The 17,119-nt window shown below is 46.5% G+C and carries 15 protein-coding genes; 6 read left to right on the plus strand and 9 right to left on the minus strand.

Going from position 1 to position 17,119, the window contains the following annotated elements:
* Nucleotides 1–4: 4 nt before the first annotated feature.
* Complete coding sequence (locus AACS00_RS13715) at nucleotides 5–352, minus strand: 5-carboxymethyl-2-hydroxymuconate Delta-isomerase (protein ID WP_072670488.1); 348 nt, start codon at nucleotides 350–352, stop codon at nucleotides 5–7.
* A gap of 212 nt (nucleotides 353–564) precedes the next feature.
* On the opposite strand from AACS00_RS13715, the gene tpiA reads away from it, so the two are divergent.
* Nucleotides 565–1,338, plus strand: coding sequence for a triose-phosphate isomerase (tpiA, locus tag AACS00_RS13720; RefSeq protein WP_004394450.1), 774 nt, complete (start codon nucleotides 565–567; stop codon nucleotides 1,336–1,338).
* Between the two features lie 128 nt (nucleotides 1,339–1,466).
* A complete protein-coding gene (locus AACS00_RS13725) occupies nucleotides 1,467–2,810 on the plus strand; it encodes an MATE family efflux transporter (RefSeq protein WP_110167730.1) in 1,344 nt (447 codons plus the stop codon).
* A 79-nt stretch (nucleotides 2,811–2,889) separates the two neighbouring features.
* Here the strand turns inward: AACS00_RS13725 and rraA are convergent, their stop codons facing one another.
* The 7 genes from rraA to priA all read right to left on the minus strand — a co-directional run bounded on the left by rraA (nucleotide 2,890) and on the right by priA (nucleotide 10,777).
* A complete protein-coding gene (rraA, locus tag AACS00_RS13730; RefSeq protein ID WP_072670490.1) occupies nucleotides 2,890–3,408 on the minus strand; it encodes a ribonuclease E activity regulator RraA in 519 nt (172 codons plus the stop codon).
* A gap of 75 nt (nucleotides 3,409–3,483) precedes the next feature.
* A complete protein-coding gene (locus AACS00_RS13735) occupies nucleotides 3,484–4,401 on the minus strand; it encodes a 1,4-dihydroxy-2-naphthoate polyprenyltransferase (protein WP_072670491.1) in 918 nt (305 codons plus the stop codon).
* An 86-nt stretch (nucleotides 4,402–4,487) separates the two neighbouring features.
* The gene (gene hslU, locus AACS00_RS13740; protein WP_110167731.1) at nucleotides 4,488–5,819 is read right to left on the minus strand and encodes an HslU--HslV peptidase ATPase subunit; all 1,332 of its coding nucleotides are present in this window, start codon (nucleotides 5,817–5,819) and stop codon (nucleotides 4,488–4,490) included.
* Nucleotides 5,820–5,857: 38 nt separating this feature from the next.
* Entirely contained in the window at nucleotides 5,858–6,412 is a 555-nt protein-coding gene (gene hslV, locus AACS00_RS13745; RefSeq protein WP_004394445.1) for an ATP-dependent protease subunit HslV, read from the minus strand.
* Nucleotides 6,413–6,600: 188 nt separating this feature from the next.
* Nucleotides 6,601–7,143 (minus strand): SPOR domain-containing protein, encoded by a 543-nt coding sequence (locus AACS00_RS13750; RefSeq protein ID WP_072670493.1) that lies wholly within the window; start codon nucleotides 7,141–7,143, stop codon nucleotides 6,601–6,603.
* Between the two features lie 120 nt (nucleotides 7,144–7,263).
* Nucleotides 7,264–8,265, minus strand: a complete 1,002-nt coding sequence (gene cytR / locus AACS00_RS13755; protein ID WP_072670494.1) for a DNA-binding transcriptional regulator CytR — start codon at nucleotides 8,263–8,265, stop codon at nucleotides 7,264–7,266.
* A gap of 310 nt (nucleotides 8,266–8,575) precedes the next feature.
* Complete coding sequence (gene priA / locus AACS00_RS13760; protein WP_110167732.1) at nucleotides 8,576–10,777, minus strand: primosomal protein N'; 2,202 nt, start codon at nucleotides 10,775–10,777, stop codon at nucleotides 8,576–8,578.
* 245 nt (nucleotides 10,778–11,022) lie between these two features.
* Between priA and rpmE the strand changes: the two genes are divergently transcribed.
* Together rpmE and AACS00_RS13770 are read left to right on the plus strand one after the other, a co-directional pair.
* On the plus strand, nucleotides 11,023–11,241 hold the full coding sequence (gene rpmE / locus AACS00_RS13765; protein WP_004394441.1) for a 50S ribosomal protein L31: 219 nt from the start codon (nucleotides 11,023–11,025) through the stop codon (nucleotides 11,239–11,241).
* Between the two features lie 221 nt (nucleotides 11,242–11,462).
* A complete protein-coding gene (locus AACS00_RS13770) occupies nucleotides 11,463–12,749 on the plus strand; it encodes a malic enzyme-like NAD(P)-binding protein (protein ID WP_110167733.1) in 1,287 nt (428 codons plus the stop codon).
* A 66-nt stretch (nucleotides 12,750–12,815) separates the two neighbouring features.
* Here the strand turns inward: AACS00_RS13770 and metJ are convergent, their stop codons facing one another.
* Entirely contained in the window at nucleotides 12,816–13,133 is a 318-nt protein-coding gene (gene metJ, locus AACS00_RS13775) for a met regulon transcriptional regulator MetJ (protein ID WP_040903918.1), read from the minus strand.
* Nucleotides 13,134–13,333: 200 nt separating this feature from the next.
* On the opposite strand from metJ, the gene AACS00_RS13780 reads away from it, so the two are divergent.
* Together AACS00_RS13780 and AACS00_RS13785 are read left to right on the plus strand one after the other, a co-directional pair.
* Entirely contained in the window at nucleotides 13,334–14,500 is a 1,167-nt protein-coding gene (locus tag AACS00_RS13780) for an O-succinylhomoserine (thiol)-lyase (RefSeq protein WP_110167734.1), read from the plus strand.
* On the plus strand, nucleotides 14,500–16,905 hold the full coding sequence (locus AACS00_RS13785; protein ID WP_110167735.1) for a bifunctional aspartate kinase/homoserine dehydrogenase II: 2,406 nt from the start codon (nucleotides 14,500–14,502) through the stop codon (nucleotides 16,903–16,905). The genes AACS00_RS13780 and AACS00_RS13785 overlap by 1 nt, the downstream gene beginning before the upstream one ends.
* The last annotated feature ends 214 nt before the right edge of the window (nucleotides 16,906–17,119 follow it).

Genomic DNA, 17,119 nt, shown 5'->3' on the forward strand with positions numbered 1-17,119 from the left:
TCACTCAATAAATAATTTTCTGGAAGCTGTCTTTGTCCATATCACGCACATTGATCGTCAATGAATGAACCTGACTTGCTTGCTCTGCGAGCACGGTCATTAACTGACGAGAAAGCTCACGTTTTTGTTGGGCGCTACGTCCATCGAGTAATTCAAAGCTGAGATGGATAAAGTCGACACTATCGCCCTGTTCACCAATCAACCAATGATGACAACGCAAAGTGCGAGATTTGATCGAGGCGGTTTCAAATAACCCACTGTCTATCGCTACTTGATGTAAATCTTCCAGTAGTCCTTGGATGTTGACTCGTTCCTCAACAGAATTTGAATACTCTAAGACTAAATTTGGCATGAAAACTCCCTGTCTATCACTCTCGATGATTCATTTGCCACGATAGCAAAAATGATTCCCCTTAATATCACTCTCGTCAGCTTAACGCACTATGGGCAAGACAGAAAAGAGGATCCAAGAAAGTCATGACCCTAATCATGATCTACGCGCTTTTATCTGTTATATTCTTTGCCAGTCGTTCTTTTTTTATCAATTAAATTGGAGATATTCCTATGCGTCGTCCTGTTGTGATGGGTAACTGGAAACTTAACGGTAGCAAAACTATGGTTACTGAGCTACTGAATGGCCTGAATGCTGAGCTAGAAGGTGTAAACGGTGTTGATGTGGCTGTCGCTCCACCAGCGCTATACCTCGATCTTGCTGAGCGTTTAATCAAACAAGGTGGCAACAAAATCATTCTTGGTGCACAAAATACTGACCTAAATAACAGCGGTGCTTTTACCGGTGATATGTCTCCAGCGATGTTAAAAGACTTCGGCGCCACTCACATCATCATTGGTCACTCTGAGCGTCGCCAATACCATCACGAATCTGACGAATTTGTCGCTAAGAAATTTGCCTTTTTAAAAGAGAACGGTTTGACTCCTGTGTTCTGTATCGGTGAATCAGAAGCGCAAAATGAAGCAGGCGAAACCGAAGCCGTTTGTGCGCGTCAAATTGATGCCGTGATCAATGCTTATGGCGTAGAAGCCCTAAACGATGCGATCATCGCTTATGAACCAATCTGGGCAATCGGCACTGGTAAAGCAGCGACAGCCGATGACGCGCAGCGTATTCATGCTTCTATTCGTGCCCACATCGCCGCGAAAAGCCCAGCTGTTGCCGAACAAGTGATCATTCAATACGGTGGTTCAGTGAAAGCAGAAAATGCAGAAGCTTACTTCTCACAACCAGACATTGATGGCGCTTTAGTTGGCGGTGCTGCATTGGATGCGAAAAGCTTTGCTGCGATCGCTAAAGCAGCCGCTAAAATGAAAAATGCTTAATCATTATCAATAAGTTACCTCAAGGCCAGCTATGCTGGCCTTATTTTTACTCTCCAGTTCATCGCTAGTACCTGATCCTGATATAGAGTATCCTAGCCCATCTTGCACTTTCTATTCGCTGATTCACCATGCACGATAAACACGGCCTGTTGTCCGCACCGATCCCCCAAGTACTGCGCCAAATGACGCTGCCGATGACGGTAGGGATGATCGCTATCTTACTGTTTAACCTAGTCGATACCTTTTTTATTTCATTGCTCGGTACTCAAGCGCTAGCGGCCGTCAGTTATACCTTTCCGGTCACTTTTGCTGTTAACTGCATCACCATGGGCATCGGCGTTGGGCTCTCAACCTGTATTGGTCGTTTATTAGGCCAAGGAGAAACCAAGCAAGCGGCGCGCCTGACTAGCCATGGTTTGTTATTGGCCGTGGCCTTAGTGGTGTGTGCGTCCTTAATCGGCTTCCTGACCATCGAACCTTTGTTTCGCCTACTTGGTGCACAAACTGAACTGCTCCCCTTGATTAAGCAGTATATGCAAATTTGGTATCTGACCATTCCTCTACTGGTGATCCCCATGGCAGGCAATAGCGCGATTCGCGCCACAGGAGATACCAAGACCCCAGCTAAAATCATGTTACTGGCAGGGATCATCAACGGCGTACTCGATCCACTACTGATTTTTGGTTATGGTCCGTTTCCAGAATTAGGCATACAAGGAGCAGCAATTGCCAGTGCCTGCTCTTGGCTCGGTGCGTTAATTGGCTCACTGTATATTTTGGCTCGACGTGACAAGCTACTTGCTCGAGCTAATTTGAAAATGCTTAATAGTGACTGGCGACAAATTTTAACCATTGGCACCCCAGCGGCGCTATCGAGTGCGATGAATCCATTATGTGGTGCCGTGTTAATGATCATGCTTTCCCAACATGGCACCGCAGCCGTCGCGGCTTATGGTGCCGCGCAGCGTATTGAATCGATTTTAATCTTGGTATTAATGTCGCTTACTTCGGCTTTAACGCCATTCATGGCGCAAAACTTAGGCGCCGATAATCCCCAACGCAGCTTTGAAGGGTTATTTGTTGGCCTACGTTTTGCTGTGGTTTTTCAGTTTTTGATTTTTATCATGATGGTGCCACTGAGCATTCCTCTGGCGGCGTTGTTTTCACAAGAGCAAAGCGTGCGTGACTTACTGTGGTACTACTTACTGATTGTCCCTATCAGTTATGGCTTTCAAGGTATCGTGATGATGTTGGTTTCGGCGTTGAACGCCCTTCATCTACCGCTAAAGGCATTTCAATGGAGCGTAATGCGCCTTTTTATCTTTACTTTACCTGCCGCTTGGCTTGGAGCGTATTGGTATGGTGTGATCGGATTATTTATCGGCATCGCTCTAGGCAATATGCTTGGAGGCTTGCTAGGTTACCTGTATGCATTACGGTTACGTAAACAAATACTATCAGTAGCAAACTGAATCTTAATATTGAGTAATCGATACAAAAAACCGAAGCTTTCTGCTTCGGTTCTGTTTCGAATTAGCCAATCAAGGAAGATCAGATCTCTTCTTGTTCGTCATCTTCAATGTCTAAGTCGACGTTTAACGGTTCAGGGGATAAAATCACCCCAGTATTGTCGGCGTAGAGATAATCTTCAGGCAGGAAGGTCACCCCACCAAAGTTCACCGCCACATCAATTTCACCAATACCCAGAGACACTGCACCAACAGGAATAGACGCTAGCGCTTGAATACCAACGCTCATCTCTTCCAGTTCATCGACTTCTCGAACACAGCCATAAACGACAATGCCTTCCCACTCGTTTTCTTCAGCGATCGCAGCCAGTTCAGCATCAATCAATGCGCGACGTAATGAACCACCACCATCGATCAACAGCACACGACCAACTCCATCTTGCTCAAGAACTTCGCGAATCAACCCATTATCTTCGAAACATTTAATGGTCGTCACTTGACCAGCAAAGGATGCACGGCCTCCAAAGTTACTGAACATGGGCTCTAGTACATCGACTTGCTCGAGATAGATATCGCACAGCGCAGAGGTGTTGTATTCCATAGCTTTACTCTCTTAACGAACCATTATCCCACGAGTATATAGTGTCAGTAAGTCAATGCAATGACAGAACGCAAATTAACGTAGGATTGTTTGAGCGATGACGACGGCAATAAACAAGACATTGGTGACTAAAGCGCATTTGACTGCATTAGGTAACAAAGGAGCCATCTGTACCGGTTGCGAAGCTCGATAAACCGCTTGCCCATGTTCAAACAACACAATCAGACTGAACAAAAATGGAACACTGAGCCAAGCAGAGCGGTCTTGAAGCAATAAATAGCTGGCAAATGCACATAAGGCTCCAACTAATAATAGTAGGTGATAGATTTTGGCTCGTTGCTGGCCTAAACGAACCACAACCGTACGTTTCCCACACAGAGCATCATTTTCAATATCTCGCATATTATTAATATTTAAAACGGACACCGCCAATAATCCGCAGCCCAAGGATGGTAATAATAATCGCCATTCGATTTGCCCAGTATGTAAAAAATAACTGCCGGAGACGCCGAGTAAACCAAAAAAGATGAAAACAGACACATCCCCTAAACCGACGTAGCCATAAGGTTTATTACCAACGGTGTAAGCAATCGCGGCTAAAATGGCTAATACACCTAGAGCTAAAAAGGCAGCAATACTTTGGGCACTGTCTAACGCATAAAAAACCAAGGCTAATCCAGAGACGATCGTTAATAGCACGTTGATGATCATCGCCTGCTTCATATCGGCTAATGAAACCGCGCCAGATTGAATTGCCCGCATCGGCCCAAGACGCTGTTCGTTATCCGTCCCTTTTAACGCATCACCGTAGTCATTGGCTAAATTGGAGAGAATTTGCAATAAGGTTGCGGTCAGTAACGCTAAACCTGTGACAGGCCAAGACCACGAACCGACAGAAAACGCCAGCACACTACCTGTAAGAATGGAGACCAAAGCGAGAGGAAGAGTTTTCGGCCGCGCCGCATCGACCCAAATACGTAAAGAGTTATTCATAATAAATAGCAATGACGAAACAGTGCGCAGAGTATAAGCGCAAACTAGGGCGATAAAAAAGCCCACCAGTGCGGTGGGCGGATAATTTACAAAATGAAGCGGCTAAGATCCTCGTCTTCAACCAATTCACTGAGACGGCCACGTACATAGTCGCCATCGATGACCATTTGACTACCCGGACGTTCTGTTGCCTCATAGGAGATCTCGTCCATCAAACGCTCCATCACGGTATGCAGACGTCGAGCACCGATATTTTCTGTGCTTTCGTTGACTTGCCACGCGGCTTCGGCAATTTGTTTAATACCATCTTCAGTAAAGCTGATATCGACCTGTTCAGTCTTCATCAATGCGATATATTGCTCAGTTAAAGACGCTTTCGGTTCGGTAAGAATACGTTTGAAATCATGACTCGATAACGCTTCTAACTCAACACGAATCGGTAAACGACCTTGCAGCTCTGGAATTAAATCCGAAGGTTTAGCCACTTGGAAAGCACCCGAAGCGATAAACAAAATATGATCGGTTCTTACCATACCGTGCTTAGTTGAAACGGTACTTCCTTCAATCAGTGGTAATAAATCACGTTGCACCCCTTCACGAGACACATCAGGGCCAGAGCTTTCACCGCGCTTACAAATTTTATCAATTTCATCGATAAACACGATGCCGTTGTTCTCAACGTTGTAAATAGCTTGCTCTTTTAACTCTTCTTGGTTAACCAGTTTCGCCGCTTCTTCTTCAACCAAGGCTTTTAAAGCCTCTTTGATTTTCAGTTTACGCTTTTTCTTGGTATCACCAGCAAGATTTTGGAACAGCCCTTGCAGTTGATTGGTCATCTCTTCCATACCAGGAGGAGCCATAATTTCAACGCCCATTTGTGGTACGGCAACGTTAATTTCAATCTCTTTGTCGTCTAACTGGCCTTCACGAAGTTTCTTGCGAAACACTTGGCGAGTCGATGATGACTGCTCGGTTTTTTCTGATTCTCCCCAAGCATCACGCGCAGGAGGCAACAGAACGTCAAGCACTCGTTCTTCCGCCAATTCTTCAGCGCGAAACTTGACCTTTTCCATCGCCTGTTGATGGGTTAATTTAACCGCGACATCAGTCAGATCGCGAATAATACTTTCGACTTCTTTACCAACATAACCCACTTCGGTAAATTTCGTCGCTTCTACTTTGATAAATGGTGCATTGGCTAGCTTAGCTAAACGGCGAGCAATTTCTGTTTTACCCACCCCTGTTGGACCAATCATCAGAATATTTTTCGGTGTCACTTCCACCCGTAAACTTTCTTCAAGTTGCATACGGCGCCAGCGATTACGCAATGCAATCGCCACGGCACGTTTGGCTTTCTCTTGACCGATAATATGGCGGTTTAGTTCGTGAACAATTTCACGAGGCGTCATTTCAGACATCATCAATTCCTTACATTCAGTACAGAGTTCACACCAGATTATGCGTTCTTTTCAGGCAATAGCGCTGCTGGTATTTCTAGTTCTTCAATGGTGTGATGGTGGTTGGTAAAGACACAAATATTGCCAGCAATATTCAACGCTTTTTCAGCAATTTCACGCGCGTCTAATTGAGTGTTTTCCAACAACGCGAGCGCTGCGGCTTGAGCATAATTACCACCAGAACCAATCGCAATCAGATCATGTTCAGGCTGAACCACATCGCCATTACCAGTAATGATCAATGATGTGGTTTCATCAGCAACCGCTAAAATGGCTTCCAAACGACGTAAAGCACGATCACTACGCCAATCTTTAGCAAGCTCAACCGCTGCTTTGGTTAAATGACCTTGATGCATTTGCAATTTACTTTCAAAACGCTCAAATAGCGTGAAGGCATCCGCGGTACCACCAGCGAATCCAGCCAGAACTTTATTGTTGTATAAACGACGAACCTTGCGCGCATTACCCTTCATTACGGTATTGCCAAGCGAGACTTGGCCGTCTCCTGCAATCACAACTTTATTATCACGACGTACAGATACAATGGTAGTCACGTGAGGACCTCTTTATTATTTCACTGGGTGTTTAAGGTATATGAGGATGCGGAAAAACGATTTCAAGGTAAGGGGAAACTGAATACAGAAAAAAGGCCAACGCGGTCATTTTCTCACATCTTACGAAGAAGATGCGAGAGAAAGTGACTCGTTAGCCATCTTGCAAGGTTCAATCACCTAAATACTGTTTATTGTGATTCTTTCCATATCGCGCAAGGCTCAATTTTAGCCCGCTGTAAACGGTGGCGATCTCGCTCAGCATCTCGTTTTAATGGATACGGTCCTAACACAACTCGAAACCAACTGCTATTTTCAGTTTTACGAATGTTGCTCTTCAACCCTTGAAAAGCAATCTCGACCTTACGCGCTTCTGCTTGTTGCAAGGTTTTAAATGCCCCACACTGCATGATGTACGGGATCTCCGACAGTTGTTGCTCCTTAGCGGTCACTTCAATTTCACGCTGAGGCAGACTCTGCACATAGTCCCACTTTTCCGTCGGAGGTGGCGGGATCACTCGTGCAGGTGGCGTCGCAGGTTTAACCGGAGAAACGGTTTTGGCTGGTGGTGCAGGCGGCTCAGGTGTTTGGTTTAGCCAATACAGCCCATAAACAAACCCACTGAGTAGGATTAACGCGATCAAGCCACTGCGCCAAGGTTTTCGGCGCGTTGTCGTTTTTGCGGTCGACTTCTTTGGACTACGACCCCTTCTTACATAATCTTTATTAGCCACGATTCAATTCAAACGCTGACAATTGTAGCGCCATGGTAAAGGAGTTTGGCGTCGGATAACAGCGTCAATATGTAAGCAACGCTGCTTATCCTCTGCAAACCCGCCCAATCAGGACAATATTTACCTTGGCGGCGCGGCACTGGATCTCACTACCAGATGAGTTTCTAACAACCGTGATCCAGCCTGCACATCACGCCCTCGCAGTAGTTCAAGCATCATCAACATCGTTTGTCGGCCAATTTCATAACGTGGCTGACAAATCGTCGTTAACGGTGGATCGCAATACTGAGCAAACTGAATATCGTCAAATCCAACAACGGATAAGTCTTGCGGTACTCTTAAGCCTAAGCGCTTCGCCTCTTGCATCGCACCAATCGCCATTGCGTCATTGTGACAAAAAATCGCACTCGGTGGCTCAGATAGTGCTAACAACTGTCGCACGGCTTTAGCACCGGATTCAAAAGAGAAATCCCCAATAACCGTATAGGTTGGATTTTTGACCAATCCAGCTCTACGCAGCGCTTGCTGATAACCTTGCTGACGAAATTCACACAACACAGCGCCTACTGGTCCGCTGATTTGAGCAATTTTTTTATGTCCCATCTGAGTAAGATAGTTTACCGCCTCAAACGCTGAAGTAAGGTTATCAATATGCACCGTCGGCAGTTCTAACTCTGGGGCATATTCACAGGCCATCACCATCGGTGGCAGATTTTTCTGTTCCGCTTTACTGACATCAAACGGCAGATCAGCACCAAGCAATAGCATACCGTCAGCTTGCTTGGTGAAGACTAAGTTCACAAACGAGCTTTCACGCTTCTTTTGTTGGCCACTGTCACCAAGCAGCACCAAATACCCATGTTCCATCGCCACATCTTCGATACCACGAATGATCTCGGTGTAATAAGGGTCACAAATATCGGGCACAATCACCACAATGGTTTTTGATTCATTACGGCGCAGATTTCGCGCTAAAGAGTTGGGGGAGTAGCCAGCTTCAAGTACCGCCTCTTCCACTCGTTTACGAGTCGTGGTGGATACTTTCTCAGGATTCATCAACGCACGAGATACCGTCGCGGTAGAGACACCTGCCAACTGGGCAACGTCCTTCATTGTCGCCATAAATTTTTAACCCTCTCTATTTTCTCTCAATACCTAAGCCTAATAAACGTTATCGATAAAACGACCCTCTTTATTATGGAGCCATAGATTGGTCGACGAAAACGATTCACTGAACGTATAGTGCCTCTAGTTTATTTCTTTCCATAGAGAAAGTTACGGCTTAAGTAACATTTTTTGCATTACAAATATGATATCGATCACAGCAAGTGATTTTAGTTGCGCAAATAAAACTCACTGCTATTTAGAACCACTAAAAACCGCGCTCAGTCAGCACTACTATCAATAAGCATCAGCGAGTGAGAGGCGAGATTTAACTCAAATCTTGCGGCTCAATATCCAAAGACCACCGCACCTTACTCGCTAAAGGCAATAACTGAATGGCGGTTTTTGAACTGGTTAATATTGCCTGCATCGTGCTGCGTGAAGGGGTTTGCAATAACAGTTGCCAACGGTGCTTACCCGCTCGCTTAGCCAGTGGTGCTGGTGTTGGTCCTAATACTAGCGAGGCTTGATCAAACAACGGATGCACTTGTAAGGTTTGCCGAACTTGCCTTAAGAAGGTTTCCACCACCGATGACTGATTCGCTTCAGCGCGAAACAGCGTTAAATAAGTGTATGGCGGAAGTTGAGCGACGTGCCGCTCAGCAAGAGCGGTTCGAGCAAAATGGTCGTAACCTTTATGCAGTAGCGCTTGTAATAAGCTGTGCTCAGGATGATGAGTTTGCAAAACCACTTCACCTGGTTTACTTGCCCTTCCCGCACGACCAGCAACTTGAATGAATAACTGTGCCAAGCGCTCTGGAGCACGAAAGTCACTGCTGTACAGCGAACCATCTACATCCAATAGCGCAACTAAGGTCACATTGGGAAAATGGTGTCCTTTAGCTAACATCTGCGTACCAATCAAAATTTGATACTGATTATTGTGGATAGCGGTCAAGGCGGCTTCTAAACTGCCTTTACGCCTAGTGCTGTCTCGATCAATTCGAATCGTGCGATAATCAGGAAATAACTGAGCAAGCTGCTGTTCAAGTTGCTCAGTCCCGACCCCAACAGTCACCAACTGATGTGAACCACAGCTTTGACAGTGCTGAATCACCGGACGTTGCGAGCCACAATGATGACAACGGACCTCGTTACTGTATTGATGATAAGTGTAATAAGCATCACAGCGCTGACAATCGGCAATCCAACCACATTCGTGACACATCAAGGCGGGAGAAAAACCACGCCGATTAAGAAACAGCAGCACTTGATTGCCTTGCTGTAAATGACGACGCATTTCGGCGATCAACGGCGCAGAAAGTCCGCTCTCTAAATACTCGCCTTTAATATCCAATACGCGATTTTTCGTCGGCACAGCGTGCCCCGCTCGCTCGGTGAGTTGCAGATGATAGTACTTACCCGTCAACGCATTATGCAGTGTTTCTAAAGCAGGCGTTGCCGAGCCAAGGACAATCGCCACTTGCTCAAGATTGGCTCGCATGACAGCGACATCGCGCGCGTGATAACGCAAGCTGTCTTGCTGTTTATAAGAAGTATCGTGCTCCTCATCAACAATAATAATCCCGAGAGCAGCAAAAGGCGTCAATAAGGCTGAACGCGTACCTATAATAATCCCCGCTGCTTTATCTCGTGCCGCTAACCAAGCATTAAGACGCTCAGTGTCATTTAATCCTGAGTGAATCACGACCACAGGCACGGTAAAACGCTGACGAAAACGTTGGATAGTTTGAGGGGTTAAACCTATCTCAGGCACTAATACTAAGGCTTGTTTGCCTTGTTCCAAGATAGGTTTGATTAAGTTTAAGTAGACTTCGGTCTTACCTGACCCCGTGACGCCTTGCAATAAATAACACCCAAAACCCGGCTGACTGTTCACCGTCGCAATCGCAATCGCCTGCTCTGGGTTTAATTTCGGTTTATCCACGGGAGCTTCAACATTAGCCGGCCAAGGTACGATCTGCGGAGCTTGTTCCTGCACCTCAATCCACTGCTTCTCAAGTAAAGCATTTAACGTGCTACTTGAGACCGCTTCATCCAGCAGCGTTTGATGAGATACGGGGCCCGCTTGCAATAACCACATAACCTTGGCCTGCTTAATGGCACGACCAAAACCTTGAAATAGTTGATTACGCCCTTGCTCAGTCAGTCGCCACTCCTTAGTCACCGCAAATTGCGCCGCTTTGCCCTTACGCAACGCACTTGGCATCGCGTTAGCTAGCGTTTCTCCCAAAGGGTAATGGTAATATTGACTGCACCACTGCAATAACCCGTAGAGTGTTTCTGACCATAACGGTTGTGTATCTAACACCGCATGCAGCGATTTCAATTGATGCAGAGGAAAATCGGATTCAGACACCAACGCAATGACTATCCCCACTAAGGTTTGGCGACCAAACGGAACCGAAACCCGTCCGCCAATCGCAGGAGACATGCCATCAGCAATTAAATAATCGAAGGATTTATCAAGAGGAACCGGTAAAGCAACACGAGCAATAGTGGGGCGCATAACCATCCGTTAGCAATTTAAAGAAGCAGAAAACACAGTCTACTGGATGCTAACTAGAAATTCGACCAACAAAAGTGGTGAAAATAGCGTCGAAAGCAGTTGATCCGATGGCGTGGATTCATTAATATATCGCGCCTTAAAGATGCTTGGCAAATCGGTTTGGCATCTGCATATTATCATTAACATACGTGTGGTGTCCGGCATCAGATCCGGATAGCGACACGGCCTACATTTGAGGTTATCCCATGAAAGCTGGTATCCACCCAGAATACAAAGAAGTTAGCGCAACTTGTTCTTGCGGCAACGCATTCACTTTCAAGTCTACTTTAGCAAAAGAAAGCATCTACCTTGACGTATGTGACAAGTGCCACCCATTCTACACTGGTAAGCAACGTATCGTTGATACTGGCGGCCGTGTTGATCGCTTTAACAAGCGTTTCGGTGCTCTATCAAGCAAGAAGTAATTATTACTTTAAGCGCAAGTTATACAAAGAGAACGCTACGGCGTTCTTTTTTATTGCCAGTTTTAGTGTGCTTTACTTGGTCGTCATTAGCACTCAGCTGGTCTTATCAGTCTTCATCTTACCGATTTGATGGTTTGTGATCGCAATCCCACCTAGGCAGCTCAATCGACATCCTTTAGAATCATAGCTTCGTTGATAACATTATAAGAGAAGCTCCCCCTATGTCTGATGATCATCGCCAAGACCTCTCGCCACAAGAAGCATTTCGCCAACGTGCTCTTGATTACCATGCACTACCGACTCCAGGTAAAATTGGCATCGCCTTAACCAAGCCGGCCGATTCAGCCAGTGACCTAGCGCTGGCCTATAGCCCAGGCGTAGCAGAACCGGTTCGTGAAATCGCCCAACAACCTGATAACGTGTACAAGTATACCGCCAAAGGCAACACGGTCGCCGTCATCTCTAATGGCACGGCAATTCTTGGCTTAGGCAATCTTGGTCCGATGGCATCAAAGCCAGTAATGGAAGGTAAAGCGCTGCTCTTTAAACGTTTTGCTGGCCTTGATTCGATCGATATCGAAGTCAAACATCGTACTATCGATGAGTTTGTCGATACCGTTGCCAACATCGCCGATACCTTTGGCGGGATCAATTTAGAAGATATTAAAGCGCCAGATTGCTTTGAAATTGAACGCCGTCTCATCGAGCGCTGTGATATTCCTGTCTTCCATGATGATCAACACGGCACCGCGATTGTGACCGCCGCTGGAATGCTCAACGCGATTGAACTGCAAGGCAAACAACTCAATGAATGTATTATTGTTTGTCTGGGTGCGGGCGCTGCAGCAGTCGCTTGTATGGAACTATTGATTAAATGCGGTGCGATGCGTGAAAAAATTTACATGCTGGATCGTAAAGGCGTCATCCATACCCGCCGTGACGATTTAAACGAATATAAACAATTATTTGCCAACAATACCGATAAGCGCACTTTGGAAGATGTGATTGCCGGCGCCGATTTGTTCCTCGGGGTTTCTGGCCCGAATTTATTGCCACCAGAAGCCCTAGCATTGATGGCTGATAAACCCGTCGTCTTTGCTTGCTCCAACCCCGATCCAGAAATCAAACCTGAGTTAGCTCATCAGGTGAGAAACGATTTAATCCTCGGTACTGGGCGCAGCGATTACCCCAACCAAGTGAATAATGTGCTGTGTTTCCCATTTATTTTCCGTGGTGCATTGGATGTTCGCGCCAGCGAAATTAATGATCAAATGAAACGTGCTGCTGTCGATGCCATTCGTCAATTAGCGAAAGAGCCGATCCCAAGCGAAGTACTCAAAGCCGCTGGGGTAGAAAAGCTTAGCTATGGCGCTGATTATATTATTCCAAAACCAATGGACCCACGCTTACTACCACGAGTCGCCAAAGCGGTCGCTCAAGCCGCCGTCGAGTCCGGCGTGGCGCGTATCGACATGCCAGAAAATTATATGGCAGAAAATTGTCGTTAAGGTGACCTTATAGCGACCCTCGATCTAAAAAAACCTAGCGTAGCTAGGTTTTTTTGTCGACATCATTCAATCATCGTACGCTTCAAACTCAATACCCATTGCGGTCATCAAAGCTTTAGCTTCGCTTGGAATATCATCAGGCCTATCTTTACGTAAATCTTCATCAGTCGGTAACGGCTGTCCCGTATACGCATGCAAAAAAGCTTCACACAATAATTCACTGTTAGTGGCGTGACGTAAATTGTTGATTTGTCGGCGAGTTCGTTCATCAGTAAGCACTTTGAGTACCTTCAACGGAATGGATACCGTGATTTTTTTTACCTGCTCACTCTTTTTACCATGCTCCGCGTAGGGGCTAATATAATCGCCATTCCAGTCTGCCATTGCGCACCTTCGTTGTGTGAATTTGAGTCTACTAATCAAAGTCCCTAATTTTAGCGGGATTTACTGCCATAAGCAAAGACATATAGACATCTAGATGTGTTGACGTCTTCTTTTTTGATCAGTAAAGTGTGACTCTAGTGACGACGAGATCCTCCCTCTTCCGTTAGCCCATTTATTGTAGATTCAGAAAGGAAGCCACTATGACCACTCGCCAACCTGCCACCATTGCCGTTCGCACAGGAATAGAATCGGACAGCCAATACCATGCGGTGGTACCACCGATCTATCTATCGACTAACTTTGGCTTTCCAGCCTTTGGTGAAGTGCCTACCTATGATTACACCCGCTCAGGCAATCCAAACCGTAGCTTACTGGAACAAACCCTAGCGGATCTCGAAGGGGGACAAGCGGCGATTGTCACCAACTGTGGAACCTCGGCTATCAATCTGTGGATTTCGACCTTTTTGTCTCCTCAAGAGTGGATTGTCGCTCCTCATGATTGTTATGGCGGCACCTATCGACTGCTCAATTCACGAGCGAAAAAAGGCGATTTTAAAGTCTTGTTTATCGATCAATCGGATCCGACTGCGGTCAGTGAGGCGCTGGCGCTAAAACCCAAACTGCTGCTGATAGAAACCCCTTCCAACCCTTTAGTTCGAGTGGTCGATATTCAGCAGCTCTGCCAACAAGCCAAGGCAACTAATACATTGGTGGCAGTAGACAATACGTTTTTAACTCCCATTTACCAGCAACCTATCGCCTTAGGGGCGGATTTTGTCATTCACTCCACCACCAAGTATCTCAATGGGCATTCTGATGTGATTGGTGGCGTTATCATCAGCCGAACAGCCGAGCATGGCGAACTATTAGCGTGGTGGGGAAATTGCCTTGGTTCGACTGGCACCCCGTTTGATAGTTATATGACTTTGCGCGGCTTACGCACTTTATCGGCCCGAATGCGCGTTCACGAAGAGAGTGCACAACAAGTACTCGCTTACCTACAAACTCAACCACTGGTTGGACAAATTTATCACCCGAGCTTGGTCAGCCATCCCGGCCATGAGATTGCTAAACAACAGCAAAGTGGCTTTGGTGCCATGCTCAGTTTTGAGTTTGCAGGTACCTTTGAACAACTCAAACACTTTGTCGGTGCATTAGGTCTGTTTTCTTTAGCGGAATCTTTAGGCGGGGTGGAAAGCTTAATTTGCCATCCCGCCTCGATGACGCATCGGGCTATGGGGGAGATTGCCCTTGCCGAAGCTGGCGTCGGCCAACAACTGCTGCGCCTCTCTGTCGGATTGGAGGCCGCTAGCGATCTGATTGCCGACCTTGAACAAGCCTTTAAGCAAGCACAGGAAAAAAATTAATGAAGCAGCAATTACATAAATTTGGCGGTAGTAGCCTAGCCGATCGTGATTGCTACCTAAACGTGGTGGATATTTTACAGCAGTATTCGCAGCATCATGATCTAGTGGTCGTCTCTGCCGCTGGCAAAACCACCAATCAATTAATTGATTTTGTCAGTCACCTTGAAAAAGATGCCCTGACTGCACATCAACAACTGCAAGCCATTCGCCAATATCAAACGCAGTTAATTGACGAATTATTGAATGGCGATATCGCCAATCATCTTATGACTCAGCTCAATCAGGAGTGCTCTCAACTGGCCGCGCTCACCGCTCCATTGAACTACGCTCAGCAATCCGCGGTACTGGCGCATGGTGAGGTATGGTCGGCGCGCTTATTGGTAGCACTACTCAATCAGCAACAATTACCCGCTATTGCGCAAGATGCCCGTGCTTTCTTACGCGCCGAAACCGGACCACAACCCGAGGTTGATCGCGCTCGCTCCGCTCCTTTACTTAAAGCGATTCTCGCCCAGCATCCGCAGCAGCGCATCATCATTACCGGCTTCATTGCACAAAATAGCGCAATGGAAACGGTTCTGCTTGGACGTAATGGTTCCGATTATTCTGCGACCATGATTGGTGCTCTCGCGGACGTTGAACGCGTCACCATCTGGAGTGATGTCGCGGGAGTATACAGTGCAGATCCAAGAGTGGTGGATGATGCCTGTTTATTGCCACTACTGCGCTTAGATGAAGCCAACGAACTGGCTCGACTGGCCGCGCCAGTACTGCATAGCCGAACTTTACAGCCAGTGGTGCAAAGCACTATGGAACTGCATTTACGCTCTAGCCATCAGCCAGAATCGGGCTCAACACGCATTGAACGTATTCTTGCCTCTGGGCGAGGAGCAAAAATCATCACCTCTTTGGAGGATGTGCTGCTGATTGAATTGACGCTCGCCGCCGGACAAGATTTCCAACGCCTACAACACACGGTATTAGCACATCTCAAACGGGCTCAACTTGAGCCATTGGCCTTTGAAGTGCAAGCCGATCAGCATCAACTGCGCCTTGCCTACACCAGAGAAATGGCCAGTGATGTATTTGGTTATTTACAGGACTCGGCACTCGCTACCGAGAGTAAACTCAAAGAAGGTTATTCACTATTAGCTGCCGTAGGTGCAGGCGTCACTCGTAACGCGCAGCACAATCACGGTTTTTACCAGCAACTGAAAACCTGCCCAGTTGAGTTTATCTGCACAGCGGAATCCGAACTCAGCTTAGTGGCAGTATTAAGACAAAATACATTAACCGAAAGGGTCATTGGCTTACATAAGCAGCTGTTTCAAGCCCAAAAACGCGTTGCCTTAGCGCTCTGCGGTAAAGGTAACATTGGTAGTAGTTGGTTAAAGCTGTTTGCAGATCAGCAAACCGAATTAGAAAAACGCTACGGCATGCAATTTTCATTAGTCGCGATCATCGATAGCCAAACCTTTTGGTTTGATGAGGCTGGGATCAATCCAAGCCAAGTTGCGGCTCGATATCAAGATGAAGCACAACCCAATGATGGTCAGCGCTGGCTGCAACAGCTCGGTGAACTGCGTAACTATGATGAGGCCATTGTCTTAGACGTGACGGCCAGCGAACATCTAGCGCAGCAATATTTAGCCATGGCGCAGCATGGTTTGCATCTGATCAGTGCCAATAAAGTCGCAGGATCAGCCAATGGAGAATACTACCATCAAGTCAAACATGCTTTCAGCAAAATTGGTCGCCATTGGTTATACAATGCTACCGTGGGAGCGGGCCTTCCCATCAATCATACCGTTCGCGATCTGCGTGAAAGTGGCGATGACATCACCGCACTGTCCGGAATTTTCTCCGGCACACTGTCGTGGCTGTTTCAACAATACGACGGCACCACCCCATTCAGCGAACTGGTTGAATTGGCTTGGCAACAAGGGTTAACGGAGCCAGATCCACGCCATGATCTCGATGGTTCAGATGTGATGCGTAAACTGGTTATTCTGGCCAGAGAATCAAGCTTAGAGATTGAACCTCAGCAAGTCAAGGTGGAATCTTTGGTCCCAGAGGCACTACGCCACTTATCCTTAGATGAGTTTCTTGAGCAAAGTCATCTACTCAATCAAAGCCTTGCTGAACGGTTAGCTCGTGCCCAAAAAGAACATAAGGTTATCCGTTATGTGGCTCGTTTAGAGAAAAATGGTCAAGCCTCGGTTGGCGTAGAAGCCGTGGAGCGTGACCATCCACTGGCTAATTTACGCCCTTGCGATAATATTTTTGCGATTGAAAGCAAATGGTACCGAGATAATCCACTGGTGATTCGAGGCCCTGGTGCAGGACGTGAAGTCACCGCTGGTGCGATTCAATCGGACCTAAACCGTCTCGCAAGTCTGTTATGAGCGAGTATTAATACTTTTCCTTATCTTTATATCGTACTCACTCAACACGTCTCCGTTTGCAATAAACAGGGACGTGTCAGCCACACTCACCCCCTATCCGCTTAAGCGGGTGAATTTTACTCAGCATCAACATGAAAAACCTTCATACTAGTAATATTGACATTAAAATCGATTCATTACATTCTGTAGACATATGGACGTCTATACGTAAAGA

Source organism: Vibrio sp. 11986-1-5, assembly GCF_963878025.1.
GTDB lineage: Bacteria > Pseudomonadota > Gammaproteobacteria > Enterobacterales > Vibrionaceae > Vibrio > Vibrio injensis.

Coding starts and splice junctions, on each gene's coding strand:
- tpiA (WP_004394450.1), top strand. CDS start 565: ATGCGTCGTCCTGTTGTGATGGGTAACTGGAAACTTAACGGTAGCAAA.
- AACS00_RS13780 (WP_110167734.1), top strand. CDS start 13,334: ATGACCACTCGCCAACCTGCCACCATTGCCGTTCGCACAGGAATAGAA.
- AACS00_RS13770 (WP_110167733.1), top strand. CDS start 11,463: ATGTCTGATGATCATCGCCAAGACCTCTCGCCACAAGAAGCATTTCGC.
- AACS00_RS13715 (WP_072670488.1), bottom strand. CDS start 352: ATGCCAAATTTAGTCTTAGAGTATTCAAATTCTGTTGAGGAACGAGTC.
- AACS00_RS13785 (WP_110167735.1), top strand. CDS start 14,500: ATGAAGCAGCAATTACATAAATTTGGCGGTAGTAGCCTAGCCGATCGT.
- cytR (WP_072670494.1), bottom strand. CDS start 8,265: ATGGCGACAATGAAGGACGTTGCCCAGTTGGCAGGTGTCTCTACCGCG.
- rpmE (WP_004394441.1), top strand. CDS start 11,023: ATGAAAGCTGGTATCCACCCAGAATACAAAGAAGTTAGCGCAACTTGT.
- metJ (WP_040903918.1), bottom strand. CDS start 13,133: ATGGCAGACTGGAATGGCGATTATATTAGCCCCTACGCGGAGCATGGT.
- priA (WP_110167732.1), bottom strand. CDS start 10,777: ATGCGCCCCACTATTGCTCGTGTTGCTTTACCGGTTCCTCTTGATAAA.
- AACS00_RS13725 (WP_110167730.1), top strand. CDS start 1,467: ATGCACGATAAACACGGCCTGTTGTCCGCACCGATCCCCCAAGTACTG.
- rraA (WP_072670490.1), bottom strand. CDS start 3,408: ATGGAATACAACACCTCTGCGCTGTGCGATATCTATCTCGAGCAAGTC.
- AACS00_RS13735 (WP_072670491.1), bottom strand. CDS start 4,401: ATGAATAACTCTTTACGTATTTGGGTCGATGCGGCGCGGCCGAAAACT.
- hslU (WP_110167731.1), bottom strand. CDS start 5,819: ATGTCTGAAATGACGCCTCGTGAAATTGTTCACGAACTAAACCGCCAT.